The 26,357-nt window shown below is 61.4% G+C and carries 25 protein-coding genes and 1 pseudogene; 18 read left to right on the forward strand and 8 right to left on the reverse strand.

All coding sequences use genetic code 11. The features are described from left to right. Positions 1 to 7: 7 nt before the first annotated feature. Positions 8 to 262, forward strand: a complete 255-nt coding sequence (locus QW845_RS14170) for a hypothetical protein (protein ID WP_315802195.1) — start codon at positions 8 to 10, stop codon at positions 260 to 262. Between the two features lie 2 nt (positions 263 to 264). Here QW845_RS14170 and QW845_RS14175 read toward each other — a convergent pair whose 3' ends face one another. Next, on the reverse strand, positions 265 to 531 hold the full coding sequence (locus QW845_RS14175) for a hypothetical protein (protein WP_315802196.1): 267 nt from the start codon (positions 529 to 531) through the stop codon (positions 265 to 267). Positions 532 to 1,150: 619 nt separating this feature from the next. Next, on the reverse strand, positions 1,151 to 1,534 hold the full coding sequence (locus QW845_RS14180) for a hypothetical protein (protein ID WP_315802197.1): 384 nt from the start codon (positions 1,532 to 1,534) through the stop codon (positions 1,151 to 1,153). 182 nt (positions 1,535 to 1,716) lie between these two features. Between QW845_RS14180 and QW845_RS14185 the strand changes: the two genes are divergently transcribed. From QW845_RS14185 to QW845_RS14230, 10 genes are all read left to right on the forward strand, one after another. Next, positions 1,717 to 2,394: a type 1 glutamine amidotransferase domain-containing protein gene (locus QW845_RS14185; protein WP_315802198.1), complete on the forward strand. Its 678-nt coding sequence runs from the start codon at positions 1,717 to 1,719 to the stop codon at positions 2,392 to 2,394. Between the two features lie 47 nt (positions 2,395 to 2,441). Next, positions 2,442 to 2,732, forward strand: a complete 291-nt coding sequence (locus QW845_RS14190) for a putative quinol monooxygenase (protein ID WP_250171844.1) — start codon at positions 2,442 to 2,444, stop codon at positions 2,730 to 2,732. A gap of 199 nt (positions 2,733 to 2,931) precedes the next feature. Next, positions 2,932 to 3,924: an alpha/beta hydrolase gene (locus QW845_RS14195; protein ID WP_315802199.1), complete on the forward strand. Its 993-nt coding sequence runs from the start codon at positions 2,932 to 2,934 to the stop codon at positions 3,922 to 3,924. A gap of 111 nt (positions 3,925 to 4,035) precedes the next feature. Continuing rightward, a complete protein-coding gene (locus tag QW845_RS14200) occupies positions 4,036 to 4,746 on the forward strand; it encodes an alpha/beta hydrolase (protein WP_315802532.1) in 711 nt (236 codons plus the stop codon). Between the two features lie 293 nt (positions 4,747 to 5,039). Then, positions 5,040 to 6,188 carry an efflux RND transporter periplasmic adaptor subunit gene (locus QW845_RS14205; protein WP_315802533.1) on the forward strand — a complete coding sequence of 383 codons (1,149 nt, stop codon included), beginning with the start codon at positions 5,040 to 5,042 and terminating at the stop codon, positions 6,186 to 6,188. Further along, positions 6,185 to 9,352 carry a multidrug efflux RND transporter permease subunit gene (locus QW845_RS14210; RefSeq protein WP_315802200.1) on the forward strand — a complete coding sequence of 1,056 codons (3,168 nt, stop codon included), beginning with the start codon at positions 6,185 to 6,187 and terminating at the stop codon, positions 9,350 to 9,352. Before QW845_RS14205 ends, QW845_RS14210 begins: the two co-directional genes overlap by 4 nt. 260 nt (positions 9,353 to 9,612) lie before the next feature. Then, entirely contained in the window at positions 9,613 to 10,362 is a 750-nt protein-coding gene (locus QW845_RS14215; protein ID WP_315802201.1) for an SDR family oxidoreductase, read from the forward strand. A 134-nt stretch (positions 10,363 to 10,496) separates the two neighbouring features. Further along, a complete protein-coding gene (soxC, locus tag QW845_RS14220) occupies positions 10,497 to 11,753 on the forward strand; it encodes a sulfite dehydrogenase (RefSeq protein WP_315802202.1) in 1,257 nt (418 codons plus the stop codon). Beyond that, positions 11,740 to 12,273: a cytochrome c gene (locus QW845_RS14225; protein WP_315802203.1), complete on the forward strand. Its 534-nt coding sequence runs from the start codon at positions 11,740 to 11,742 to the stop codon at positions 12,271 to 12,273. Before soxC ends, QW845_RS14225 begins: the two co-directional genes overlap by 14 nt. A 106-nt stretch (positions 12,274 to 12,379) precedes the next feature. Next, complete coding sequence (locus QW845_RS14230; protein ID WP_250171837.1) at positions 12,380 to 12,784, forward strand: DUF302 domain-containing protein; 405 nt, start codon at positions 12,380 to 12,382, stop codon at positions 12,782 to 12,784. Between the two features lie 64 nt (positions 12,785 to 12,848). Here QW845_RS14230 and QW845_RS14235 read toward each other — a convergent pair whose 3' ends face one another. From QW845_RS14235 to QW845_RS14245, 3 genes are read right to left on the reverse strand one after another with little or no spacing between them, the layout of a single operon-like run. Then, a complete protein-coding gene (locus tag QW845_RS14235; RefSeq protein WP_250171836.1) occupies positions 12,849 to 13,220 on the reverse strand; it encodes a YidH family protein in 372 nt (123 codons plus the stop codon). Then, complete coding sequence (locus QW845_RS14240; protein WP_315802204.1) at positions 13,217 to 13,558, reverse strand: hypothetical protein; 342 nt, start codon at positions 13,556 to 13,558, stop codon at positions 13,217 to 13,219. The genes QW845_RS14235 and QW845_RS14240 overlap by 4 nt, the downstream gene beginning before the upstream one ends. A gap of 42 nt (positions 13,559 to 13,600) precedes the next feature. Continuing rightward, a complete protein-coding gene (locus tag QW845_RS14245) occupies positions 13,601 to 14,566 on the reverse strand; it encodes an MBL fold metallo-hydrolase (protein ID WP_250171853.1) in 966 nt (321 codons plus the stop codon). Between the two features lie 299 nt (positions 14,567 to 14,865). Here QW845_RS14245 and QW845_RS14250 point away from each other — a divergent pair, with 299 nt between their 5' ends. The 7 genes and pseudogenes from QW845_RS14250 (at position 14,866) to QW845_RS14280 (ending at position 23,129) form a co-directional block, all read left to right on the forward strand. Next, positions 14,866 to 17,733, forward strand: a complete 2,868-nt coding sequence (locus QW845_RS14250) for an ATP-binding protein (protein ID WP_315802205.1) — start codon at positions 14,866 to 14,868, stop codon at positions 17,731 to 17,733. A 309-nt stretch (positions 17,734 to 18,042) separates the two neighbouring features. Further along, positions 18,043 to 19,032 (forward strand): helix-turn-helix domain-containing protein, encoded by a 990-nt coding sequence (locus QW845_RS14255; RefSeq protein WP_250171833.1) that lies wholly within the window; start codon positions 18,043 to 18,045, stop codon positions 19,030 to 19,032. A 153-nt stretch (positions 19,033 to 19,185) separates the two neighbouring features. Next, positions 19,186 to 20,007, forward strand: coding sequence for an alpha/beta hydrolase (locus QW845_RS14260; protein WP_315802206.1), 822 nt, complete (start codon positions 19,186 to 19,188; stop codon positions 20,005 to 20,007). A 131-nt stretch (positions 20,008 to 20,138) separates the two neighbouring features. Beyond that, positions 20,139 to 20,651, forward strand: a pseudogene (locus QW845_RS14265) (cytochrome P460 family protein). 385 nt (positions 20,652 to 21,036) lie between these two features. Next, a complete protein-coding gene (locus tag QW845_RS14270) occupies positions 21,037 to 21,945 on the forward strand; it encodes an alpha/beta fold hydrolase (RefSeq protein ID WP_409997922.1) in 909 nt (302 codons plus the stop codon). A gap of 123 nt (positions 21,946 to 22,068) precedes the next feature. After that, complete coding sequence (locus QW845_RS14275) at positions 22,069 to 22,500, forward strand: DUF6130 family protein (RefSeq protein WP_315802208.1); 432 nt, start codon at positions 22,069 to 22,071, stop codon at positions 22,498 to 22,500. Positions 22,501 to 22,598: 98 nt separating this feature from the next. Then, a complete protein-coding gene (locus tag QW845_RS14280) occupies positions 22,599 to 23,129 on the forward strand; it encodes a Dps family protein (protein ID WP_250171829.1) in 531 nt (176 codons plus the stop codon). Between the two features lie 130 nt (positions 23,130 to 23,259). Here the strand turns inward: QW845_RS14280 and QW845_RS14285 are convergent, their stop codons facing one another. From QW845_RS14285 to QW845_RS14295, 3 genes are all read right to left on the reverse strand, one after another. Further along, positions 23,260 to 23,409, reverse strand: coding sequence for a hypothetical protein (locus QW845_RS14285; protein ID WP_250171828.1), 150 nt, complete (start codon positions 23,407 to 23,409; stop codon positions 23,260 to 23,262). 503 nt (positions 23,410 to 23,912) lie between these two features. Next, positions 23,913 to 24,509: a redoxin domain-containing protein gene (locus QW845_RS14290; protein WP_315802209.1), complete on the reverse strand. Its 597-nt coding sequence runs from the start codon at positions 24,507 to 24,509 to the stop codon at positions 23,913 to 23,915. 45 nt (positions 24,510 to 24,554) lie between these two features. Next, positions 24,555 to 26,315 (reverse strand): MOSC and FAD-binding oxidoreductase domain-containing protein, encoded by a 1,761-nt coding sequence (locus QW845_RS14295; protein WP_315802534.1) that lies wholly within the window; start codon positions 26,313 to 26,315, stop codon positions 24,555 to 24,557. Between the last annotated feature and the right edge of the window lie 42 nt (positions 26,316 to 26,357).

Consider the following 26,357-nt stretch of genomic DNA (forward strand, 5'->3'; position numbering starts at 1 on the left):
GCGCTTAATGTCTTCAACCGAAACCCACTCCCCCGAGCCCGGTGCCGACGATCTAAAGGTTCCCGAAAAGGTCACGCTCCGTCTTGCGCCAGACGCTCGTCTCGCTCTTGAGTGGATAGCAGCCAAGCGCGGCTTGACGCTCGCGGAGGTCGTTCGCCAGGCAATTAGCCACGAGAAGTTTCTTACGGAGGAAATCGATCGCGGCAGTACCATCCTTGTCGAGGGCAAGGATGGTCGCCTAAAGCAGCTCGTCTTCGTTTGATCTCACCGTTGTTTGGATCCGAAATAGAATCCAATCACGGTGCCATAAATCACAAGCAATTCTCTCATCGGAATCGCTTCCCGGATAAGGGGAGCATTCGCGGGTGAAACGAGCACGGCGGCAATTTGGCCGAGGATGCACAGCGCGACCAGCGCTGTGAGGCTGACTGCAAGTCGCTCACGAACAACGCCCGTCCGGCGCTCGACCAGCTTCGGGGTCGTCAGCGGTTTGATGTCGAGAACCGGAATTTGGTCGTCCGACTTGGCCATGGCTCACTCCACTGTCCATGTCTCATCGGATAGTGACATGTTATTTCAGGTGGATGACAAAGAAGAACTGTTGACATCTAACTTGGGTCAATTTGACCCAAAAAAGGGGCTGCGGAGATGGCGATCTTTGACATCCTGGTGTCATGGGAATCAGGCAGCGGCATTTCTGTTATGATTCCTTCTAGACGTGCTTACACGTGCCTGCTTCTTGATGGAGGCTCGATCTTTTTCGGCTGACTGGGTCCCGCAGCGGACTCGCTTCGGGCTAGGCGGGCCCTCTCTTCACCGCGCAAAGTGTGTCTGTACGCATTGTCGATCGCACCCTGGGTGTCATCCGTATTACCGTGCAGCCGCGGCCTGGGCTGGCACGCCCACTGCGAGACATTTGCATTCTTGCACTTCCTCGAGCTGATATCCTTTGATCAGGAGTCTGCCCGATGTCCCATGAACCTCAGCACCAAATCTGGAACCCATGCGGCGAGCGAGTCGATGGCCTCTCGGCCGAACAGCGTGCCGATAAGGAGCGCGCCGACGCGTGGTCTTACTATCTCCGGGGTGGCGGAGGCGATCCTAGCTTCTTCGACCATGAATCATGGCTGAGGATGCAGGAGCGCTCGCGCTAACGTCCGAGCCGAGCCCTCTGCTCACGCCGCTGGTCCTGCTCTTTACGGGTCTCGATCGAATAAGGTCGGAGCGGCGGTTGCGGGCCGGTTGGCCGTGTGCTCAGCAGCAGTTCGGCGCCCTTGAACCCGGCGGCGACGCCCCAACTGCCAATAACAACGACCAGAAGAGTCCAAAGCCAGCCGCCATCGAACGGCCAGGCAAGCCATAAGGCGAGCGCGAGCAGTCCAGCGGAGAGTGCGAGATAGTAGCCCGCCATCACAAACCGGATGGCTGTTACATAGCTTTGCGCGCCGCGATACAAAGTCCGCATCAGGATCTCCATCAATGTCGAATGAACGCCGAACGCCGCAGGGGACGGCGCTCGGCAGTTTTCGGGCATCACATGCGGTCCAATTGGACCGAATTATGCTCTGGCAAGATCGAGGCAAATGCCACTGGGGTCCGGTCCAAATGAGCGCAGGGATTTCACATAATCCCGCAGGATTCGCCAATACGCTTCTGGGGCCCCGGCGATAGTGTTGTTGGGCCGCGTTCCTCATGGAGCCCTCCAGAAAGCCAATCATGACCCAGCACGTCCTGTTTATCGTCAGCAACGCAGCAGTGATCGGCCCACAAAATCGTAAAACGGGCTTCTTCTTCGCGGAGGTTGCGCATCCGTTCGACGTTCTTGATGGGGCAGGCATTGCGGTTGAGTTCGCTTCCTTGAGAGGCGGATGGACGCCCTACGATGCCTACGACGAGAAAGATCCTGCACAAAAGGCCTTCCTAGAAAGCAAGGCTTTTCGTCGCCTCAATCGTAGCCGGAAGCTCGCCGAGGTGGACGCCGCGGACTTTGATGCCATCCTCGTACCAGGCGGTCTTGGACCGATGGTCGATATCCAGCGAAACCATATCGTTCAAGATGCAGTCGTGCGAGCGTGGAGCACAGGAAAACTTGTGACCGCCGTTTGCCACGGTCCGTGCGCGCTTCTCGGAGTCGACCTTGGGGACGGCAAGCCGTTCGTGCAAGGTAGGAAGCTGACATCGTTCTCGAAGAAGGAAGAGTACGATTACGCACGTGAAGATGTTCCGTACGAGCTTGAAGATGCTTTGAGGGCCGAGGGCGCTGAATATACGTCCGCAGCAAACTGGCAGCCGCACGTCGTCGTCGATGAACGCCTGATCACCGGGCAAAATCCCGCATCGGCCGGGCCCCTGGCGAAGGAGCTGCTGGCGGCGCTCAGAAGCAGCCAAGCTTAACCTGCCCGCCTCGGCGGGTCGCAGTCACAAAGAAAGTCGGTTGAACAATGCCGTCAAAGATTACTGCCATTCTGGTCGCCCACCCCGGCAGGAGCCTCGAGCTTAGAGAATTGCTTGTTAGTATGGCGCCACATTGCAGGGCAGAGCCCGGCAATCTTCGTTGGGACATCTGGCGCGACAGTGTGGACGATCATCGTTACGTCCTTGACGAGCTCTATCGAGATGGCGCCGCAGTCGAAGCGCATCGCGCGTCGCAGCATTATCAGGCCTACTTGGCCAAGGTTCCCACTCTGGCCGAACGTACGGCAATCGTCGCGGAAGTCGTGGACGTACGATGATCTCTTTTAGCAGATATTGGCGACGTCGCTTGCCGAGCATGAGTTGCGACAACTCGGCGACTGCCGGCCGGAGATATCACGCAACCAATCTCGCTTCTTTTGCGGATTGCGCAATCAACGGATCAACAGATTCGCCAAGTGATGCCGATCGTATCTGACTATTGCGGAATGAATCGGTTGTACGGCCGAAGGAGCTGCCATGCGTCTTTCTTTCGCGACTGTCATTGCCCTGACGATTGCAGGCGCATCTCCATCGTTCGGAGAGCCCGCGGGGGTGCCCGCTCATGACTGTAATCTGCCAACTGTGGCCTGCGGCGCGGGCGCTTCGACGGTTCATTACCGCGCGGCCGCGATCAATGGCGTAAACATGTTCTACCGGGAAGCTGGGCCAAGCGACGGTCCTGTCGTTCTCCTTCTGCACGGCTTTCCAACGTCATCCCATATGTTCCGCAATTTGATCCCGAAGCTGGCTCACACCTATCATGTCATTGCGCCGGATTATCACGGCTTCGGGCAGAGCGACATGCCCGAACGCAACCGGTTTTCCTATTCGTTCGCGAACTATGCCGAGATGATCGACGTGTTGCTCGATAAACTCGGCGCAAGACACTACGCCATGTACGTCATGGATTACGGCGCCCCGGTCGGCTATCGCCTCGCCCTCAAGCATCCGGAGCGAGTAACTGGCCTCATCATCCAGAACGGAAATGCCTACGAGGAGGGATTGGGAGAGGCCTGGGAGCCGATCAAGGCGTATTGGAAAGAAGCAACGGACGAGCGAAGAAATGCGCTTTCATTTCTCGTCTCGCTCCAGTCGACGAAGTTTCTGTACACCGATGGCGTGCGCGATCTGACGCGCATCAGTCCCGACAACTGGGTCCACGACCAGGCACTGCTGGATCGTCCAGGCAACAAGGATATTCAGCTCGACCTGCTGTACGACCACGCGACCAACGTCCCGCTTTACCCGGCCTTCCAGGCGTTTTTCCACGAACGTAAGCCGCCCGCTCTGATCGTCTGGGGCAAGAACGACAAGGTCTTCGCTGAGGTAGGCGTGCACGCGTATCTGCGCGATTTGCCAGAAGCAGAGTTGCACATCCTCGACTCCGGCCACTTCGCACTCGAGGACCAACTCGACGTGATGGCGCCGTTGATCAACGACTTTCTCGACCGAACTAACGACCGCCACTGATGCAAGACGTTCGCACGAAGCCGAGGCTGGCTGACTGGTCATGCCGGCCACAACACGAAAGGAATTAAGATGAAGTACCTGGCACCTTTGCTGGCGCTCTCTGCGCTTGCTATGACGTCGACCTCCTCGGGAGCTCAGCAGCAGAAAACGACATCCGTCGTCCTCGTCCACGGAGCGTTCGTCGACGGCTCCGGCTGGCAAGCGGTATACGATATTCTCAAGAAGGACGGCTACGAAGTGCTGGTGGTCCAGAATCCGACTATCACCCTCGAAGGCGACGTCGCCGCGACAGAAGCTGTGATCGCAACAGCCAAATATCCTGTCGTGCTGGTGGGACACTCCTATGGCGGCATGGTGATCACGCAGGCTGGCGAGAATCCGAAGGTCAAAAGCTTGGCGTACCTCGCAGCTTTTGCGCCGGACACTGGCGAATCTGCCGCATCGCTCAATGCATGGCCAGCAGAGCCCGGCGAGGCGAAGGCGCCCCTGCTGCCTCCGGAGAACGGCTATCTCCTGGTCGATCCCGCGAAGTTTCCGACGTCCTTTGCAGCAGATTCCCCCGTGGCGCTCACCGAGTTCATGGCGGTCGCGCAAGTGCCCTGGGGCCTGCAGGCCGTTGAAGCGAAGGTCACGAAGGTGGGCTGGAAGGCGAAGCCAAGCGTCTTCCTGATCCCGTCGAACGACCGCATGATAACCCCGAGCTCGCAAAGAAAGATGGCCAAGCGAAGCGGTGCGCGCGTGGAAGAGATAAGCAGCAGCCATGCAGTGATGCTGTCTCATCCGCGGGAGGTCGCCGCGTTCATCGAGTCTGCCGACCGATAATCGAGGCGGAATACAATATATTTCGGTGCGACCCGCAGCGACTTCTGCTGCGGGTCCTGGTCTGCGGGTACACGCAGCTAAACCGTCAAGCGAATGAAACGATCTCTGGACGACGGCCTTGCTGGATCGAGCTCGCGAAGCGAGTTCCCGACTTCAGGAGCGCTGTCGCGGTATTGAAAGGGCTACCGTGGAGCTGATTGTAGCGATATGCTCGCAATGACGACGTGGAGGGGCAGCTGTTGGGCGGTTCACCGGGGAAAGTGATTAGCGCGAGTAGCAACGGTCTTTGTCCATTGCTCAGGGGCACCTTATTCTTTGTCGTCGCCTCCTCCGTCGTGTTGCTTGCTAGCTGCGACAAACCGCCTGAGCAGGCGGCGGCACCTCCGCCCCCGCCGGTGACGGTGGCTCAGCCGACGAAACGGATGGTCACGGATTGGGACGAATTTACAGGCCGCTTCGACGCAGTGGAACAGGTGCAGATCCGCGCCCGCGTGACCGGTTTTGTGACCAAAGTGGCATTCAAGGACGGCGCTATCGTTAACGTCGGCGACCTGCTCTACGAAATCGATCCGCGCCAGTATCAGGCCGCAGCCGAGCAGGCGCAAGGTCAATTGGCCGACGCCAAGGCGAAGGTGGAACTCGCGCAACGCGAGCTCGAGCGCGCTACGACCTTGATCCGGACCCAGGCCATCTCGGAAAACATCGTTGATCAGCGCAAGCAGTCGTTGGCTGCGGCCGAGGCGGCGACATTGCAGGCGGAAGGCGCGCTGAAACGCGCTGAACTGGACGTCGAATTCACCAAGGTCACGGCTCCGATTGCCGGGCGGATCAGCCGTCATCTGGTGACCGTCGGAAATCTGGTGCAAGGGTCCGAAAGCGGTGCGACCTTGCTCACCTCGATCGTATCGATGAATCCAATCCACGTCTATTTCGACATGGATGAGTCGATCTATCAGCGGAACAGCAGGCTTTGGTTCGAAGGCAAGCGACCAAGCTCTCGCGATACGCCCAATCCTGTACAGATCATCATGGCGGGCGAAACTAAACCGTCCCGCGCGGGCAAGGTGGACTTTCTGGACAACCGTCTGGACGTCGGCACCGGTACACTCCGCGGACGTGCTCTGGTTGACAACGACGATCTGTCGATCCTGCCCGGTCAATTCGCGCGGGTCCGTGTCATCGGCAGCGCGCCCTATGAGGCACTGTTGTTGCCTGACGCCGCCATCGCCACCGATCAGTCGCGCAAGATCGTTTATGTGGTCAAGGATGATGACCTCGTCGAGGCTAAGCCGGTGACGCTCGGCGCGCTCGATGACGGGCTGCGCATTATCAAGCAAGGCCTGAGGCCTGAGGACAGGGTCATCATCGACGGGCTTCAACGTGCCCGCGTGGGCGCCAAGGTGGCGCCGCATGCGGCCAAGGTGGGCGACGCCAAGCCATGAACTTAGGGCGCCTGTCCATCAACCAGCCGATCCTGGCCATGGTCTTGTCGATCGTGCTGCTGATCGTCGGGGTGATCGCTTATCAGACCTTGCCAGTCGCAGAATATCCGCAGGTGGCACCGCCGACCGTCGTGGTCACAGCGCAGTATCCCGGCGCATCGGCGCAGACCGTCTCGGACACGGTGGCAACGCCGATTGAGCAGGAGATCAACGGCGTCGAGGACATGCTGTATCTTTACAGCCAGGCCACCTCGAACGGCCAATTGACCGTCACGGTAACCTTCAAGCTCGGAACCGACCTCGATAAGGCCCAGGTGCTGGTGCAAAACCGCGTCGCCATCGCGCAGCCGCGGTTGCCGGAGGAAGTGCAGCGTACGGGAGTCGTGACTCGCAAGAACAGCCCCGACCTCTTGATGGTCGTATTCATGCTGTCACCGGACGACACTTACGATCAGCTGTATATCTCCAATTATGCGCTTCGCCAGGTGCGCGACCAGCTGCTGCGGCTCGATGGGATAGGGGACATTCAGATTTTCGCTGCACGCGACTATTCCATGCGGCTGTGGCTCGATCCGGACAAAATCGCCAGCCTGGGAATGACGTCCAGCGATGTGTTGGGGGCCATCCGGGCGCAGAACCTGCAGATCGCCGGCGGCCAGATCGCCGAGCCGCCGATTGCCGATCGCGCGTTTCAGCCGAGCCTCACCTTTACTGGGCGGCTCAAGGATGTTGCTGAATTCCAGGACATCGTGCTGAAAGCCGGTGACGATGGCCGCACCGTGAGATTACGTGACGTCGCCCGCGTGGAACTCGGCGCGCTTACCTCCACCACCAACGGTTTTCTGCTGCGGAAACAGGCCGTGGCGCTGCTGGTGTCCCAGCGTCCAGGTTCCAATGCGCTAGCGACCGCAAGGGCGATTTCCAGCACAATGGAGCGGCTGAAGGCGGACTTCCCCAAGGGGCTTGATTACAACATAGGCTACAATCCGACCGAGTTCATCGCGCAGTCGGTATCCGAGCTAATCAAGACCATTTACGAGGCGATGATCTTGGTGGTCATCGTCGTGCTGGTGTTCCTGCAGGGCTGGCGACCCGCGATCATCCCGATCATCGCGATTCCGGTGTCGCTCGTCGGCACTTTTTCGGTGATGGCGGCGCTCGGCTTCTCCATCAACAACTTGACGCTGTTCGGACTCGTGCTCGCGGTCGGCATTGTGGTCGACGACGCTATCGTGGTCGTGGAAAATGTCGAGCGGCATCTCGCGGCGGGGATGCGACGGCGCGACGCGGCGCTTTGCACGATGGAGGAGGTCGGCGGGGCACTGGTTTCGATAGCACTAGTCTTGTGCGCGGTGTTCGTACCGACGGCTTTTCTGGGCGGGATCTCCGGCCAGTTTTTTCAGCAGTTCGCCATCACCATCGCGGTTGCCACCGCGATCTCGTGCTTTTGTTCGCTCACGCTATCGCCGGCTCTGGCGTCGATCATTCTGCAGCCGCATCAGGACAAGCGTTCGCCGGCAAGCTGGAATGTTGTTGCTCGTGGTTGGGGCGGGGCGGCGGCTGCGTTTAATCGCGGCTTTGATCGGTTGTCCGAAGGCTACGGCCTGGCGGCCGCTTTCGTCATCCGGCATTCGGCGCCGATGCTCGTCATCTACATGGCGCTGATCGGTGGTGCCGGTTGGTTGCTCTACACCACACCGCAAGGATTTATTCCGGCGCAGGACCGCGGCTACGTCATCGTCTCGGTGCAGCTGCCCGGCGCCGCCTCGCTTGCGCGCACCACCGAAGTGGTGCGCCAGATCGAGGCCATCGCGCTGGACACTCCGGGCGTCGTGCGGGTGCCGGCGTTAGCGGGGCTGTCTGGCGCAACCAGAACGCAGTCGAGCAACGCCGCCGCTCTGTTTCCGGTGTTCGACGCACCGGAAGCAAGGCTCAAGAAGGGGCTGACGGCGGCCAAGATCACCGCGGAGCTGCGCAAGCGGCTGTCGGTGATCGAAAGTGCATTCATCATTGTGGTGCCACCACCCGCGGTTCCGGGCATCGGTACCGGGGGCGGCTTTGCGATGCGCATCCAGGATCGGCAAGGCCGTGGGCCCGAGATGCTGGCGGCGGCAACCGACGAACTGGTCACCGCCGCTCGGCGGGTGCCCGGACTGACCGCGGTGTTCTCGCCTTTCACGGCCAACACGCCGCAAGTGTTCGTCGAGATCGACCGACAGAAGGCGCAGATGCTAGGGCTGCCGATCCAGAACGTCACCGATACGATCGAGACCTATTTCGGTTCGGCCTATGTCAACGACTTCAACATTCTCGGCCGCACCTATCGTGTCACCGCCCAAGCCGACCTGCCGTTCCGCAAGGATACGACTGATCTCGCCCGGCTACAGACCCGCAACAGGGCCGGCGACATGGTGCTACTTGGCAGTGTGTTGAATCTCACCGACAAGGCGGGACCGGAGCGAGTTTCTCGGTATAATTTGTATCCAGCGTCGGAAGTGCAAGGCGACACGATGCCCGGCACCAGCTCCGCGACCGCGATCAACATCATGCGCAATCTCGCCACTCAGACGCTGCCGAGCGGCTTTTCCTTCGAATGGACCGATTTGTCGTATCAGCAGGCGACGAGCGGGAACGCGGGGCTTTTTGTCTTCCCGATCTGCGTGCTGTTCGTATTTCTGGTTCTGGCGGCGCAATATGGCAGTTGGAGCCTGCCCTTCGCCGTGCTGCTGATCGTGCCGATGTGCCTGCTGGCGGCGACCGTTGGGGTACGCGTTATGGGACAGGACATCAACATCCTGACCCAAATCGGCTTCATCGTGCTGGTGGGACTCGCCGCCAAAAATGCCATCCTTATCGTCGAATTTGCTCGCGATATCGAGCGCGAGGGCGGCGATCGACTGGAGGCGGTGATCGAGGCGTGCCGTTTGCGGCTGCGGCCTATTCTGATGACTTCGTTTGCCTTCATTCTCGGCGTCCTGCCGCTCGTAATTTCGAGTGGCTCGGGTGCCGAAATGCGACAAGCGGTCGGAGTTGCCGTCTTCTTCGGCATGATCGGTGTCACGCTGTTCGGTCTGATTTTCACACCTATTTTTTACATGCTGATCCGACGGCTCTTTCCTGGTTCGGTTGTCATCGCGAGCCGTGATCATGGAGCCAATATCTAGCGCAGGGACTGTAACCTGGTGATGAGCATGCCGGATTCGGATCAATTCCTGCGTCGAACGATCGACCCTCCCCAAAGTCCCAGGTCGGAGAGGCGCTTCCAGATGCTTGCTCGTTTGACGTTGTCCTCGTTGGACGACACGGACATCGGGTGATCGAGACAAAAATCGCAGAAAGGTCCAATCGGCTTTGGACATGTTCCCTTAGCGTCACCGCGCATCGTCGGAGCCGCCTACGGAAGCCGACCGCTCAAGGGTACCACATGAACCGATTGTCAGGGAAAATTGCGCTCGTCACTGGTGGAACCAGCGGCATCGGATTGGCGACCGCAAAGCTGTTTGCGGCGGAAGGCGCGTTCGTCTTCATTTCGGGGAGACGGCCGGCCGAACTCGAGACGGCCGTCGCCGCGATCGGGTCGAACGCCCGGGGAATCCAAGGCGACATCGCGAACCCCGGGGATCTCGATCGTCTGTTCGACGAGATCAAGCGAACCAAGGGGCGGCTGGATGTTCTGTTCGCGAATGCCGGTCTCGGCGAGTTCGCTCCGCTCGGGTCGATCACGGAGGCCCACTTCGACAAGACGTTTGGCGTCAACGTCCGTGGGACCCTGTTCACCGTGCAGAAGGCGCTGCCGCTGATGGGCGAGGGGTCCTCGATCGTGCTGAACGCGTCGATCGCCGCCATCAAGGGCATTCCTGCATTCAGCGTCTATGCCGCGAGCAAGGCCGCGATCAGGTCGTTCGCTCGCGGCTGGAGCGTCGATCTGAGAGATCGAAAGATCCGCGTCAATGTCGTGAGCCCCGGCACGGTACCGACGCCGGCCTACGACAAATTCGGCATGACGGACGACCAGATGGCCGAGTTCCTGAAGGGGCACAGCGATGTGGCGCCGGTCGGACGGGTCGGGCGGCCGAGCGAGATTGCGGAGGCGGTCCTGTTCCTGGCGTCCGACAACAGCTCCTTCGTCAACGGGGCCGAATTGTTCGTGGACGGCGGCGCGGCTCAGGTCTGATCGTGCCGCACGCAGTTCGAGGTCGCCGCAGCGGAATCTTTCCCTCAGGCGATTTCCGTTCGAGGCAAACGCGGAACGCGCCGGGACAAGATGCAGCGGATCCCGGCTCGCTCCGGAGTGAGGAGGACAACGGCATGTCGGAACGACACGGAAGCGACGTCGGGTGGAATCGAAGGAAATTCCTCGCGGCCGCGACGACGGGCCTCGTTGCAAGCACGGCCGCTGCGAGCGCGGCGGCAGAAACGCTCGCGGACGTGCCGGCCCGCGAGCCGGGAGCTGATTTGGGCGCGCTCAGCGCACGGTCGACATACGTGCAGATCGGGCGGATCCCCGAGGCGGGGCCAGGGCGCCGCAACGTCGATCCCGCCGACGCCATCAACTCGAAAGCTCCCCTGCAGAAGCTCGTCGGCGCCATCACGCCGTCCGACCTGCACTACGAGCGCAGTCACGCTGGCGCCCCCGACCTCGACCCGTCCAGGCACCGGCTGCTCGTGCACGGCATGGTCCGCAAACAACTGGTGTTCTCCGTCGACGATCTGAAGGCGATGCCGGCCATCTCCCGCATGGCCTTTCTCGAATGCACCGGCAATGGCTGGGAGAATTGGAAGAAGGCCGACGGCGATCTCACCGTTCAGAACACGCATGGGCTGGTCAGCACCAGCGAATGGACCGGCGTGCCGCTGAAGTTCATTCTGGGGCTGGTGGAGAAGGACACGGCTGCCACCTGGATGCTCGCCGAGGGCGGAGACGCCGCCGCCGTGGCTCGCAGCATTCCGCTCACCCAGGAGATCGTCGATGAGGCGATCATCGCCTACGGGCAGAACGGCGAGCCGATCAGACCGGCGCACGGTTTTCCGATCCGGCTGATCCTGCCCGGCATGGAGGGCAATCTGAACATCAAATGGCTGCGCCGCCTGAAATTCGGCGACCAGCCATGGATGACCCGCTGGGAGACGGCCCGCTACACGCAGCTCCTCGCCAACGGCAAGGCCAGGCAATTCCAGCTGCGGATGGAGACCAACTCGGTCATCACGCAGCCCTCGGGCACCATGCAGATCCGGCCGGGATACAATCGCATTTCGGGACTGGCCTGGAGCGGCCACGGCAGGATCGCCAGGGTGGAGATCAGCACCGACGGCGCGAACAGCTGGCAGGACGCGCAACTGAACCTTCCGGCGCTGCCGAAAGCCCAGACACGCTTCCAGATGGATTGGATCTGGGACGGCAGGCCGACAAAGATCGTCAGCCGCGCGACCGACGACAAGGGCCATGTGCAGCCCGACCGCAACTCCTTCATCGCCACGATGGGGACCAACGCCCTGTTTCACTACAACGCCCAGCAGACCTGGAGCATCGACCAGGCGGGAAGGGTGCAAAATGTCCTGTCGTAGAATGGCGCTGCTGTCGGGCGCGATGGTATCAGCGCTGGTCTCCTCCGCAGTGGCGGCGGACTTCGGCCGCCCCGCGACCCCCGGTGAGATCGCGCTGTGGGACATCGACGTCCGACCTGATGGAAAGGGCCTGCCGCCAGGTAGCGGCACGGTGGCCCGAGGCAAGGACGTTTTCGCGGAGAACTGCGCGTCCTGCCACGGCGACAATGGCGTTGGCGGCATCAAGGATCGGCTGGCTGGCGGGCAGGGGACACTGGCCTCGGCCACGCCCGTGAAAACGGTGGGAAGCTTCTGGCCTTACGCCACGACCCTGTTCGACTACATCCACAGGGCCATGCCCTATCAGGCGCCGGGATCGCTCAGCGTCGACGACACCTACGCGGTGGCCGCCTACATCCTCAGCCTCAACGGGATCCTGCCTCCGGAGGGCCAGCTCGACAATCACTCCCTGCCTGGAATCCGGATGCCCAACCGGGACGGCTTCATCCCGGAACCGGAATTCAGTAGGAGCAGCAAATAGGTTTTCCATGCCGAACGCGACATACCCGCAATTGCGCCGTTCGCGGCCTCATTTGCTCGCAGCAACACTTGTTCTCTTATCAGCCCGCCTCTCAGGAGCAGACGCCATGGCCGCCGAAGGATTGATCAGTCAGAAGAGCCACTACGAGCCGACGGAGACCATGAGGCGGCTCGAGGCCGCGGTGTCCCGGCGAGGCCTGACCATCTTCGCGCGGGTCGATCATGCGGCCGGCGCCGCGGCGGTCGATCTGTCGCTGCGCCCGACCGACCTGCTGATCTTCGGCAATGCCAAGGGCGGCACACCGGTGATGCAGGCGGCGCAGACCGCGGGCATCGACCTGCCGCTGAAGGCGCTGGTCTGGCAGGATGCGGACGGCATCACGTGGCTGTCGTACAATGATCCGGCCTGGATCGCCGCCAGGCACGCCGCAGGCCCGGACGCCAAGGCCGCAGTCGAGGCGATGTCGAAGCTGCTCCAGGGCATTGCAGCCGAGGTCGCGTCGGAGAAGTAGCAGTCCCAACGGCGCCGGCGCAGTGAACACCGCCTCGGTGTCGATCGCGGCTGACCTGGCTGCGTCAGACGTGGGACAAGTACACCAGCAGCGCAATTCCCATCACACTGAGCAGCCCGCCCAGCACGATGTCCATGCGCGAGCCCGGGATCTTTCGCTCCTCGTCGCTGTCGATCATGGTCGCGTTGCGCAGGAAGCGAACGGTCGCGAGGACGAACAGGAGCGTCCCGACGGCGATCGCCGAGGTTCCCGCGATGTTGGCGAATTCGCGCTCCGCCGCACGCGGTGTCGCGGCGCCCGCGGCAAAGCCGGCGGCCTCCAGCATCAGATCGAATCTTTCGATGACAAATCCGAATGCCATCACGGCGATGGCGGTCCGTATCCAGGCCAGGAACGTGCGCTCGTTTGCGGAGTGATCCCGGAAGTTGCGGATCATTTGTTGTCGCCGTCCGTCTCGACAGAGCATTCGGAATCTTGCTCCGTCGTGATGAACACCGCAGGCTCGTCGTAGCCGCGGCGGCTGCTGTAGAACACCAGGCCCATGAGCCCGACTCCGACGGCCAGTGAAGCGACCACGCCCAGGGCCATCGCGACATAGCCTGCGGTCGTCACGTCCGCGCCGCTTCCAAGTGTCCAGCCGAGATAGGCGACGAAGCCTGAGGCTCCCAGCAGCGCGACCAGGATCACGATGATGGTCCAGGATCCCACGCCAAGACGGGCATTCGCCGTCGTGGTTCCGGCGTCAAGAACCGTTTGCCTCTGTGGGTCGCTCATGTCAGTGCTCCCTGTGACGGGTCGCCGCTTCGGCCTGTCGAGCTAGACGCCCTCATAGACCAGCTTGGTGAACAGCGCCGGCGTGATGACGAACTGACCCCATTTGCCGTCGAAGGCCGCCGTCGGCCTGGCAGCGACCACCGCATCGAGCGTCTTCTCCTGCTTCTTGAGCCGCGCGACGTTGTCGCGGATGGCGACCAGCATGTCGCGATAGTCCTGCAGCTCGGCGCGATTGCTGATCGGGACGCCGTGTCCCGCGATCACGATCGTCTTGTCACCGGCCTTCGCCAGATTCGCCTCCGCTGCGCGGATCATGCCGTCGATGCTGCCGCCGGTCGAGTAGTCGATGAACGGGTAGATCCCATTCCAGAAGGTATCCGCGACATGCAGAATATCGGCTTCCACGAAGTGGACCGAGATGTCGCTGTCGGTGTGAGCAGGCCCATAATACTGAAGTTCGATCGTGGATCGGTTCACCGTCAGCCGCTTCCGTTCGGAAAACACGTCCGTGGGAATGGCGCTCGGCGCCAGGGCCGGGAAATCGAAGTTCCAGTCCTCGACGCGCTGCATCGTCTTCAAATGTTTTCGTGTGTTCTCGTGAGCCGTAATGGCCGCGCCCTGGGCCTGAACCCACTCGTTGCCATCGGCGTGGTCGAAATGCCAATGCGTGTTGATGAGATGCCGCACGGGCTCGCTTCCAAGACTGGCCAGCGCTTCCAGCATTCGGGGCTTCGACGCTGTGATTCCGGCGTCGATCATGACCTTGCCGTCCGGTCCACTGAGCACGCCGACACTGCCGCCGGAGCCCTCGAGGACGCTGACGCCGCCGCGCAATTTGTGGACCTTGATGGATGCCGTGGCCGCGTCCGCACGGATCATGTCCACGATGTTCCTCGCTTCGGCATACGCGGCCCGAGGCGTCAGCCACCCTCCACCGGATGCGAAAGTAGCCGATGCCACGCAACACAAACAAAAGCGCCGTCTTGTCAATTGTGACACTTGGCTCATCTTCGCCTCCGATGATCCGCAGGGTTCGTCCGGACATATGGGGCGAATTCGATGGCGGGTACTTGAATGAACCTCCTCGGCTTTGTACGTTTCGCTCACTCGCAGACGCAAACGATGCAAAAATGCCTGCGCAACGCGCAGCAAGGGCGGCTTGTCCCTTTCGGGGCAACAAGCGAGCGATCGGTTGCAAAGTGTCGCAGGTCGATCGCGTAAGCTGGACCTGTGATCGTTTGTGTCTTTGATTTTGACAAGCAGACATCTCAAGAATTGGCCGTTGGCGCCTTAGCGGGACATGCCGGATGATTCCTCAGGATACGTTGTCGCAGGAGGATGAAGTGTCGTTCGGCTCGTTCATACTCCGGGTGAGTGAGCGGTCTCTGAGAAAAGGTGCGACACCGGTCCACCTGCCGCCGCGCGCGCTGGATATTCTTCTTGTGCTCCTGCAGCAGGCGGGCAGCGTCGTCGACAAACATGATCTGATGGCGCGGGTCTGGCCGGACGTGAACGTCGATGCCGGCAGCCTGCGATTCCACATCGGCGTGTTGCGCAAGGTCCTGGGCGACGGAGAAGCCGGCGCCAGATTTGTCGCCACGGTGCCGGGCAAAGGGTACAGTTTCGTCTGTCCTGTATCATATCGGATGAGCGCAGAGGCAGACGATCGCAGTCGGGCTGTCGAGTCGAACTATGGCCTGCCACCGCGTCTCAGCCGGATGATCGGTCGCGACGAGGTGGTCGAAAAAGTCTGCGGGATGCTCCTCAAGGATCGCTTCGTCACCATCGTTGGACCAGGCGGGATCGGCAAGACGACGGTGGCCATAGCTGTTGCGCATCACACGAATCCGCAGGTTGCCGGCGCCGTGGCCTTCTTCGACTTGGGGCCCCTGAACGATCCCATGCTCGTGCCGACGGCCGTGGCGTCGACGCTCGGTCTCATGGTTCAATCCGATGATCCGACGCCGGCCATCATCAGCTTTATCCGCGACAAGAGCATGTTGCTGATCCTCGATAGTTGCGAGCACGTCGTCACCTCTGCGGCGGCACTCGCCGAGCATATTTTTCAGCACGCACCGAAGGTGCGAATTCTCGCGACGAGTCGTGAGGCGCTACGGGTGGAGGGAGAATATGTCTTCCAACTGCCGTCATTGGAGAATCCGCCCCTCGATGTGCAGACAGTCTCGGACGTGCTTGCGTTTCCGGCGGCGCAATTGTTCCTGGATCGCGTTCTCGCGAATGGGTCATCATTTGAATTGAACGATGCCGATGCGCCGATCGTCGGGGACATCTGCCGGCGATTGGATGGAATAGCACTGGCGATTGAAATCGCTGCAAGCCGGGTGATCGCCTTCGGGGTCAAAGGAACGGCTGCTCTGCTCGATGACCGGTTCAGGCTGCTGGGCCAGGGGCGGCGCACGGCTTTGCAGCGTCACCAGACGCTGACAGCTGCGCTGGATTGGAGTTACGGTCTGCTCTCCGACAACGAATCGCTTGTGCTTCGGCGGTCAGCTGTCTTCGTTGGTTTTTTCTCGATGCGAGCCGTCGTTGCCGTGGTCGGGCCGGATGATCTCAGCGAGGAGCTCGCGTTCGAGGCCGTCGCAAGCCTCGTCGACAAGTCGCTGATAGCGGTCGCTTCAGGGACATCGGAGGCGCGCTATCGTCTGCTCGACACCACGCGCGCATACGCCTTGTCGAAGCTCATCGATCGTGACGACGACAACGGCGTCTTCCAGCGACATGCCATGTTTTATCTGAGGTGGGCCGAACAGCACGAGAATCTTCGGCTGACCGAGGCAGGTCGTGACGGGGCCTCCGATTACGACCCTCACCTCGGCAACATACGTGCGGCATTGGAGTGGAGCTTTCTTCAGACCGAAAAGTCGATCGCTATTGCACTGACCGCTGCGGCCGCTCCACTGCTGCTCGAGTCGTCGTTGGTCACGGAATGTCGCCGCTGGACGGAGCTGGCGATGGTCAATCTGGATGAGTCGAGCCGGGGGACGTGTGGAGAGGTGACCTTGCAGGCGGCGCTTGGCCTCTCGCTCATGTTTTCTCAAGGCAATAATCAGCAGGCCAGGACATCACTCGAAAGGGGACTTGAAGTGGCCGGGGACTTGGGGGATTTGCCAAGTCAACTGCAATTGATCGGCCGCCTGCATCTGTTTCACTACAGAACCGGAAATTTTCGCGAGGCTCTCAAATATGCCGAACGCAGTGAGGCAGTTGCACTGAAGATGAATGACCAGGGGGCGCTGGCGGCTGCAAGCTCCCTTCTGGGTGTCTCGCATCATCTCATGGAGGATCTCGAGAAGGCGCGTGGGTATCTGGAATCGGCTGTCAGGCACGTACCCGAATCAAAGCATGTCGATTCATTCCGTCTTGGTCTCGACTATCGCAACCGCGCTGGAATCTGCCTGGCGCGCACGCTCTGGCTTCTTGGATACGCCGACCGGGCGACCGAATTGGCTCGGCAGGTCTCGATCGAGGCCGGGAAGCTGAATCATCCGCTTACGCTCTGCATCGCGCTTATCTGGGCTGTTTCAGTCTATCTTTGGAACGGAGATTGGGAAAATGCGGAGCAGAGCATCGAGCGACTGATCGATCACGCGCGCAATCGCGCAATAGTCGCCTATGAGGCGGCGGGAATTGGCGTGCGAGGCTATCTCGCTGTCATGCGAGGTGACCACCAGGCGGGGCTGCCGATGCTGAGATACGCCCTCATCGAGACGCGCGCGCATCGTTATGAACTGATGACCACAGCCTTCAAGAGTGCGTTGGCGGAGGGATTGCTGATGGCGGGTCAAGCGAGAGAAGCGCTTGACGCGGCGGACGACGCACTTGCTACGGTGGCGCGAAATGGAGACATGTTCAATGCCGCCGAGCTTCTTCGCATCAAAGGTCACGTGTTCTTGGCCGAAACGATGAAGGACATGCCCAGGGCGGAGGAGCTTTTCATTCAATCCCTCGAAGCCGCGAAGGCATGCGGAGCCCGTGCGTGGGAACTGCGAACGGCGACGAGCTTGGCCAGCCTGTGGCGCTCGCAGGGAAGGTTCGAGGCGTCCGTGGAACTGTTGGAGGACGTCCTGGAAAGCCGCACCGAAGGCTTCGGGTGCCCTGATTTCATCAACGCCAGGAAATTGCTCGTTGATTGCGCCAGGCGCGCTGCGCCTTGACGGGGAACCCGGGCGGTCTACCGTCCCGAAGGAGACCTCTCACACAATCTAACACCCGTCTTTGAGCATTCTAACACGCCTCTCGGATGTTCTAACCCCCGGACTTGCTCAGGAATTGTACCTTGCAAGTGCAGAGCGACCAACACGAGAGTGTCCACATATGCAAGGGTTGAAGGATCCCCAGACGGGGTGCGCTCGCCAGTATTCAAGCTGGCGGCTGCCGTCGCAGCGACCGTGCTGGCATCGCTGCATCAAGCCGGCCCGCGCGCGCATCGAGATCGCCGTCCCCACCGATTCGGGGAGCCTGATATGAGCGTCCTCGATCAGACCGCCGCCGCAAGCCCAGGTTGGCCGGCGCACGCGTTTGGATCGGTCAAGACGCGCCGCACGCCTCCGAATCGTGGAGGCGCTGTGATAGCCCAGACGTCCTTGGACCGCGTTGATCTCTTCAGACAACTGGTCGTTCCGGCGGGCGAAGACGAGGTGGTGATCTCACACATTTCAAGACGCCTGGCCGGACATGGCTCCACGGAATCGCAAGCCAGGAAAGCCGGCTATGCGGTCTGCGTACACCTGGATGAACTCGCCTCATACGACGTGTGGAGCGACGAGAGGCATTGCGCCAGTCCTCCGCTCGCGGCAGGCACAATTCACATCAGCGACATGCGACACACTTGGCAGGCAGATATTCAGAGCTCATTCCAGGTTGCCAATTTCTACCTACCTCAATCGGCTCTCGACGAGGTCGCCGAGGGGCAGGGCTCGCCGGGCGCGGGGACACTTCATTGTCCCATCGTGGAGACAAGATTGGACTCCGTCGTGACGAACGTTGCGATGGCGCTTCTGCCCGCTCTGATGCGTCCCGAACAGGCGAGCAAGATCTTTCTTGACCACGCCTGGAGAGCGCTGACGGCGCATTTGCTCAAAACATACGGATCGTCTGACGCGCGCCCGCAAATCGCCCGAGGCGGCCTTTCTCCATGGCAGGAGCGTCGGGCAAAGGAGATGCTGCTGGCAGACTTGAATGGCAATGTGACGTTGCCGAATCTCGCGCAGGCGTGCCGCCTGTCATGCAGTCACTTCAGTCAGGCATTTCGACGGACGGTGGGCTGTCCGCCACATCAATGGCTGCTATCTCAACGGGTCGAGCGATCGAAGGAATTGATGCTGAACAGCGATCAGCCGCTCAGCGAAATCGCGCTCAATGCCGGCTTCGCCGATCAAAGCCATTTCACGCGCGTATTTTCACGCATGGTCAAGACGAGCCCCGCCGCCTGGAAGCGCGCGCAGGAAAGGTAAGTGCGTCGGCGCAAAGCAATGCTTTCGTCACAAGGAGCAGAGAATACGGAAAGAAGCTGTCGTTTGTTCGCTCAATGATGCGTCAGTTGTAAGGCAACTCGGGTCCCGGCGGCTTTTCGCCGAGGATCCCGACAAAACTCGACAGGAGCGGACATGAGCACAATCACGACGAAGGACGGTACGACGATCTACTATAACGATTGGGGTTCGGGGCGGCCGATCGTGTTCAGTCACGGCTGGCCGCTGAGCGCGGACGCCTTCGAGGACCAGATGTTCTTCCTCGCCTCGCGTGGCTATCGTTGCATTGCTCTCGATCGGCGTGGGCATGGCCGTTCGAGCCAGCCTTGGCAGGGCAACGATCTCAACACCTATGCCGACGATCTGGCGACGCTCGTCGAGAAGCTGGATCTGAAGCACGCGATCCATGTTGGGCATTCGACCGGTGGCGGCGAAGTGACCCGATATATCGGCCGGCACGGGACGGGCCGGGTGGCGAAGGCCATTCTGATCGGCGCGATTCCGCCGCTGATGCTCAAGACCGAAGCGAACCCCGGCGGACTGCCGATCGCGGTGTTCGACGAGCTCCGCGCAAACGTGGCCGCCGACCGATCGAAGTTCTTCAAGGAATTGAGCCTGCCGTTCTACGGCTACAACCGATCTGGAGCGAAGATCTCGGAGGGAGTCCGGGAGTCCTTCTGGCTGCAGGGCATGATGGCCGGCTTTCCGGCGTCCTATTTCTGCATCAAGGCGTTCTCGGAAACAGACCTGACGGAGGACCTCAAGCGGTTCGACGTCCCCACGCTCGTCCTGCACGGGGACGACGACCAGATCGTTCCGATCGGCGCCTCGGCGCTGCTGTCGTCCAAGATCATCAAGGACGCGAAACTCGTCGTCTACGAGGGCGCACCGCATGGCATGTGCACGACCCTCAAGGACCGCGTCAACGCCGAGCTGCTCTCGTTCATTCAAGGCTAGCGGCTCATGCGCCGGCGCCCGACGGCACGTTGTCGAAGAAGCTCCGCACGGGCTCTGCACGATGCACAAGGATCGCGTCGATGCGGAGCCCCTCGCATTCATAAGGTCATTGGCAGTTCGGCGGTACGACGATGGGACATGCGATGAACAGGGCGGCAAGGCTCGTCATTTTGATTGCGGCGACCGCGGGCGCCGTCTTCCTGCGATCCAGCGCGGCGCCCGGGGAGCTTGTGCTGTCGCCGATCTTCGGCGTTGGAATTCCGCCGGACTACCGCCATTGGGAGTTGGTCGGGGTGGCGCACGAAACCGGATTGGACGAGCTCCGGGGCATTGTCGGTAACGCGGCGGCGATTGAGGCCTACCGGGCCGGAACGCTGCCGTTTCCGGACGGGGCGATCCTGGTCAAGCTGGCGTGGAAGCACGTCCAGTCGACGGAGTTCGAACCTGCGTTCGTACCCGGGCCCGCCACGACGGTCCAGGTCATGCTCAAGGACTCGAAACGATACCGCTCGACCGGTGGCTAGGCCTTCGGTCGCTTCATCGATGGCCGGCCGGTCGACGAGGCTCAACATCAAACCTGCTTTGGCTGCCACGCCGCGGGGGTCAAAGAACACGACTTCGTCTTCACGCGACTTGCGCCTTGAGACTCGGTTGCCTCTAGGGCTCCGAAAGCGTTTTCGGAATGATGCTGAGCTGTCCAGATCGTCTCATTCAATTCGTCAGCGTGGCGAGATCCATTTCGGACGCGTCGTGCTCACCTCAAGCGATGCCGGCATCTTCTGAACTCGTCGCCTTCGCGCGGACGGTAAGAACAGACAATCGGAAAGAGTCGCAGGCAAGAGCAGATCGATCCTCGCGGCTAGTCTCTCCGGCATCGGCTGGCAAATGCAGATGGCGCGACGATCGCGCTGCCTGTCGGCGGTCGCACAAGCGCAACATCCCGGAGAAGCAGACATGATCAGACTGACACGATATATCAAGATCGCGGCTCTTGCCGCGTCCGTAGCTGCGCTCTCGCCGATCCCGGCGATGGTGTCCGGAGCGGCGCAGGCCATGGACGCGAGCCCCATTCCGGTTACTCACTATCGGACAGTAAAGATCGACGACATCGATATCTTCTATCGAGAAGCCGGGCCTGCGGATGCTCCGGTCATCTTGCTCCTTCACGGATTCCCGACGTCGTCACACATGTTCCGCAACCTGATCCCTCAGCTGGCGTCCCGCTATCATGTGATTGCGCCGGACTATCCAGGCTTCGGCCAGAGCGCAGCTCCCGATCACAAGACGTTCGCCTATACGTTCGCCCGCTTTGCCGACCTGATGGATGGTCTGCTGGGCAAGCTCGAGGTGAAGCGCTACGCGATGTACGTGATGGACTATGGCGCCCCGGTCGGCTACCGGCTCGCGCTGAAGCATCCGGAACGGGTGAGCGCGCTGATCATCCAGAACGGCAATGCCTACGAGGAGGGGCTCAAGACGTTCTGGGATCCGATCAAGGCCTATTGGGCCGACGGATCGCCGGCGCACCGCAAAGCGCTGGAAGTCCTGATGAAGCTGGAGACGACGAAATTCCAGTACACCGACGGAATGAGCGACGTCAGCCGGATCGATCCGGACAATATACTGCACGACCAGACCTTGCTGGACCGGCCGGGCAACATGGATATTCAACTCGACTTGTTCCACGACTACGGGTCGAACGTTCCGCTCTATCCGCAATTTCAGGCGTTCTTCCGGGAGCGCAAGCCGCCGACCCTGATCGTCTGGGGAAAGAACGACTTCATCTTCCCGGCGGATGGCGCGGGTCCGTATCTGCGCGATCTGCCGGATGCCGAATTGCATCTGATCGACAGCGGCCACTTCGCACTCGAGGACAAGGCCGATGAAATGGTTCCGTTGATCCGCAGCTTTCTCGAACGGAAACTGCCGGCCTCCTGACGAGCGGCATACGCGGTAGTTCATCGGAGGCGCAGCATCAAGTCGGCACTGCGCCTGCAGATGCAGGACGTAAGCGGCCTTTCGGCGCGCTGGATCACTTTAGCTAACGCAAGGAAATCGAACATGGACGCCTCTTTCGACACGGACGCCAGGCCCGCCGGCAACGTGCCGTCGGTGACGCTCGACGCCGCGACGGCTCGCGATGTTCGCGGTCCGTCGGCTTTGCTTGCCCTCGATGATGAACCGCCTCCCAGGCTGATTGTGGATCCGCCGCTCGCCGGTCCTCTCGCAGCGGGAAAGGTCTTCATCCAATACAGGACGGAAAACCTGCGTGTGCTGCCGGTCTTCGGCACCGGAGCCCTGGACGTGTCGCCGAAGGTCGGACACGTGCACATCACGGTGGACGACGCGACCTGGCACTTTATCGACGCATCCGGCGAAACGGTTGTCCTCGTGGGCCTTGCTCCGGGTCCGCACCGCGTGCTGTTCGAATTGGCGGACCCGATCCACCGCGTGATCGACCGTCAAATGGTGCGGTTTACAATACCGGAATGATATCGACCAAGGTATCGCACGTTCGTCCAATACCCTTGTCGCCAGGCGTGAGACGATCGACATCGCGGAGTAGTGGACAGAACTGGAAGGGATCGAAGATGGATGCTGTGGAAACGAAGAAGCGCCGAGCCGCGCCGCTGCAGACGCCAAGCGGCCTCGGGGCAAATGCTGTGCGCGACGTCTCGGGCGCGTTGACCGTACTGCTGGCGGACATGCTGGCGCTTTACCTGAAGACCAAGAACTTCCACTGGCATGCGTCGGGGCCGCATTTCCGCGAGGATCATCTGATGCTGGATGATCAAAGTGCTCAAATTCTCGCCACGACGGACGCCATCGCGGAGCGCGTGCGCAAGGTCGGCGGAACGACCATCAAATCCATTGGGCATGTCTCGCGCCTGCAGCGGGTCCTCGACAACGATGCGGAGTACGTAACGCCGCTCGATATGCTCGCGGAGTTGCGCGACGACAATATGCAGTTGATCGCACGGATGCGTGAGACCCACCAGCTCTGCGAGGAACACCGCGACGTCGCGAGCGCCAGCCTGCTCGAACCGTGGATCGATGAAGCCGAAGGTCGGGTCTGGTTCTTGTTCGAGAGCAGCCGCCGATCACAATCGTCCGCCGGCTAGAGCCAGACCGCAGCCAATTCAGCGACGGGCACATGGTCATTCCGGCCTCGATGCTGGCGATCGGAGCCCCGGCCGAGGAGCTGGAGAAGGTGCTGCGGCGCACGGATGCGCCCGCACCGATGACTTCTAGCTAGTTGTAAAGCCGGCGCAGCGCCTTGATGGCCTCTCTTTGCTCGTCGATTTTCTGCTGAATCGCCTCCCGCAGTTCTTTGGATCGCAGACTGTTGCTATCGCGCTCGACCTCATTGAGTGCCGACTCGGCGGCGGCCAGGATCTTCATCGTCATCTCGATACCAGGCCATTCGCCTCGGGGTCATCGACATCCGAACGACAGCTGTTCGGCTAACGCCGCACTTTCCGGGAATCGAGAGATTGCGCCTTGAGGTAGCTCAAGTGTTCCCAGCCCGTTTTGAGACATTGATGTGGACGTTCGCGGCCGGCGACCCTTGTGGCATCACCCGGCCAGACGTGGACCCAGCATCGCGCGCAGCCGAACCGCATCGTTGCTCTCTCGCCCCGAAGCTATTCCTCGCTCGGAATGGCCGTCGAGTTGACCCGAATGTGCCGAAGTTGCTGCAGCGTGCCGCGCAATGTCCGTCGAAGCGGTTGCCTCAAGGCGCGTCTGGCCGCGACTGACATCACCGATCCGCAAATAGACCGTTCGGTGAGTGAGCGCTCTTGCGCGTGCAGATGACGCCAATGCCGACGGTCGTTACAGCACGCCGTTGAGGGCCTCGGACCAACTCTTGAAATCCGGAGAGGCGTGCTGCTCTCGCGGGCCGCTCAATCCTGTTCGTCCCGGGGCAGGGTCGAGGCTCCGCCGTACGGGTAGAACAGGTCCTTTCGACCCTGCTGCCATGCGGCTCTCAGTTCCGGCGTGGTGATGTCCCAGTCCGGTCTGCATTTCCTGCTGACGGCTCGCAGGTCCTGCCGAAGGTCTTCGACGGTGGGACGTCCGAAGAACCAGTAGCCGTTGTAAATTTTGTGAATGACACGGCCCGGCTCCAGCACCACGACATGGGGAATCATCGGGTTATGGACGGGATCAGTATACTCGGCGATGTCGAGGTCCTTCTGCACGATCCGCCGGGTGTCGGACAAGAAGGGCCAATGCGCTCCGACGCCGCTGCGATATTCGTACGTCTGGACAATGTTATCAGTCGTGATCGTGACCAGCCTGCAATAGCCGACCTCCATCTCACGGTGGAGCTCAAGCAATCCTTCGGCCTGTCGCCGGTCTTTCGGACAGAAGCCGCCGCGACCGAGCACGACCACCATCGGATCCTGCCCCTGCAACTCGGAGAGCTTCCGATGCTTCCCTGTGTGGTCGCTGAGCTCGTAGTCCGGAAACGTCGCTCCTGGCGTCATGTCGGATCGCATCTCAACCACTCCTCCACGATTTCGTGAAGCCGCAGCCCGCGGCCATTACAGATCGATCACGATGTCGCCCTCAGGATGGGCGCAGCAGATCAGCACGTTCCCCTCCGTCGGTGCATCGACGGGAGCCGGCTGATAGCCGACCGCCCCTGCCACCAGTCCGGTCTCGCAGGTGTGGCACACGCCGGCTCGACATGACCACCGCACCGGCACGTCGCAGGCCTCCGCGAGCTCCAGCAATGTCTTGGAGCGGGGGTCCCAGTGAACATTGAGACCGCTCCGGGCGAACGACACCATAGGTCCTGTGCCGGCCGGTCCCGCCGGCAGGTGCGGCGCCTTGCGCGGCGATGCGGCAATGCCCGGTGAAATCGACGGGCCGGCGCCGAACAGCTCGGTATGAATGCGCTCCGGCGGTACGCCGAGCGCCGCAAGGCCGGCGGTCAAGTCGCTCATGAAGCTCGACGGGCCGCAGATGTAGAAGTCGCCATCGCGGGGAATGCCGATCTCGGCGAGGGCCTGCGTGGTCAGCCGTCCTTCAGCGTCGAAATCCAACTTCGGTCGATCACCAGGTTGTGGCGCGCTGTAGCAGATATAGCTGTGATGATGCGCAAGCGTCGCGAGCAGCTCGCGGCTTTCGGCAGCAAACGCATGCTCGCGGCCGTTTCGGGTTCCGTGCAACCACCAGACGTCTCGCGTCGAAGCTTCGGCCGACAGCGCGTGGAGCATCGCCAGCACCGGCGTCACGCCAATTCCTGCGCTGAGGAGAACGACGGGCGCGTCACCCGGGCGCAGCGTGAAGCTCCCGCGCGCTGCGCTTGCCTGTACGAGGTCGCCGGCACGGAGGTGCGTGTCGATGTAGGTGCCGGCCGTACCATGCCGCTCTCGTTTGACGCTGACGCGATAGATCGCGGCGCTCGGCTGTCCCGACAGCGAATAGCTGCGCATCAGCGCGGTCTCGGACGACGTTCCGAGGCGCAATACCACGAACTGTCCGGGAAGGGCGGTGGCGACAGGCTGACCATCGGCGGGCGCGAGCAGCAGCGAGGTCACATCGTCGCTTTCGTGTACCATGCGGTCCACGCGGAAAGAGCGAAACCCGGACCATGCCGGAGATGGGCCGGACGCCGGACCAAGTCCGGCGTTTCCCGATGCCGCACCACCCTCGTCCTTTTGGGTGAGCAGTGCCTCGAAGGAACGGCGCCAACCCATGCTCAGCGCTGGAATGCGCAGTGCGCGCTGCAGCTGTTCGCGGGGGTGACCGGGCAGATAAAGCAGCGCATCGATCTCGGACACGCTCATGCGCTCGGGTCCGGAAGCGACCAGCGCGATCTCGTCACCGGCTTCGACGTCCCCTTCCTTGAGAACACGAAAGTAGAAGCCAGGCCTGCCGTGCTTCACCAGCAGTGCGGCCATGTCCGGCTCGTTCATGCGGATGCCGACCCGGTAACACGTCACCCGAGGCTGCGTCACCTCGAACAGAGCGCTTCCGATCCGGTAGCGGTCTCCGATGCACACCTCGGCGTCCGGCAGGCCATCGACAGTGAGGTTCTCGCCGAACTGTCCAAAAGTGAAGTCGGTGCGACCCAACTGCGTCCGCCAGTATTGGTAGGATTCATGCTGATAAACCAACACGGCCCGGTGCTCGCCGCCGTGGCCGGCAAGGTCTCCCTGTCCGTCGCCGTCGATGTTGAGGCGGCGGACCTTGCGCGGTCCGCTCACCGGCGCCTTCCAAATGCCGGTGTGGACCGTCTTGCCTTGCCAGGGGATGTCGCGTGGCAAGCCGACATTCACCGAAAGCACGCGTCCCATGAGGCTTCTCTCCGGAGTCAATGTCGTCATCCGAAACAACAG

Source organism: Bradyrhizobium sp. SZCCHNS3002 (assembly GCF_032377435.1).
In the GTDB taxonomy this organism is placed as follows: Bacteria; Pseudomonadota; Alphaproteobacteria; order Rhizobiales; family Xanthobacteraceae; genus Bradyrhizobium.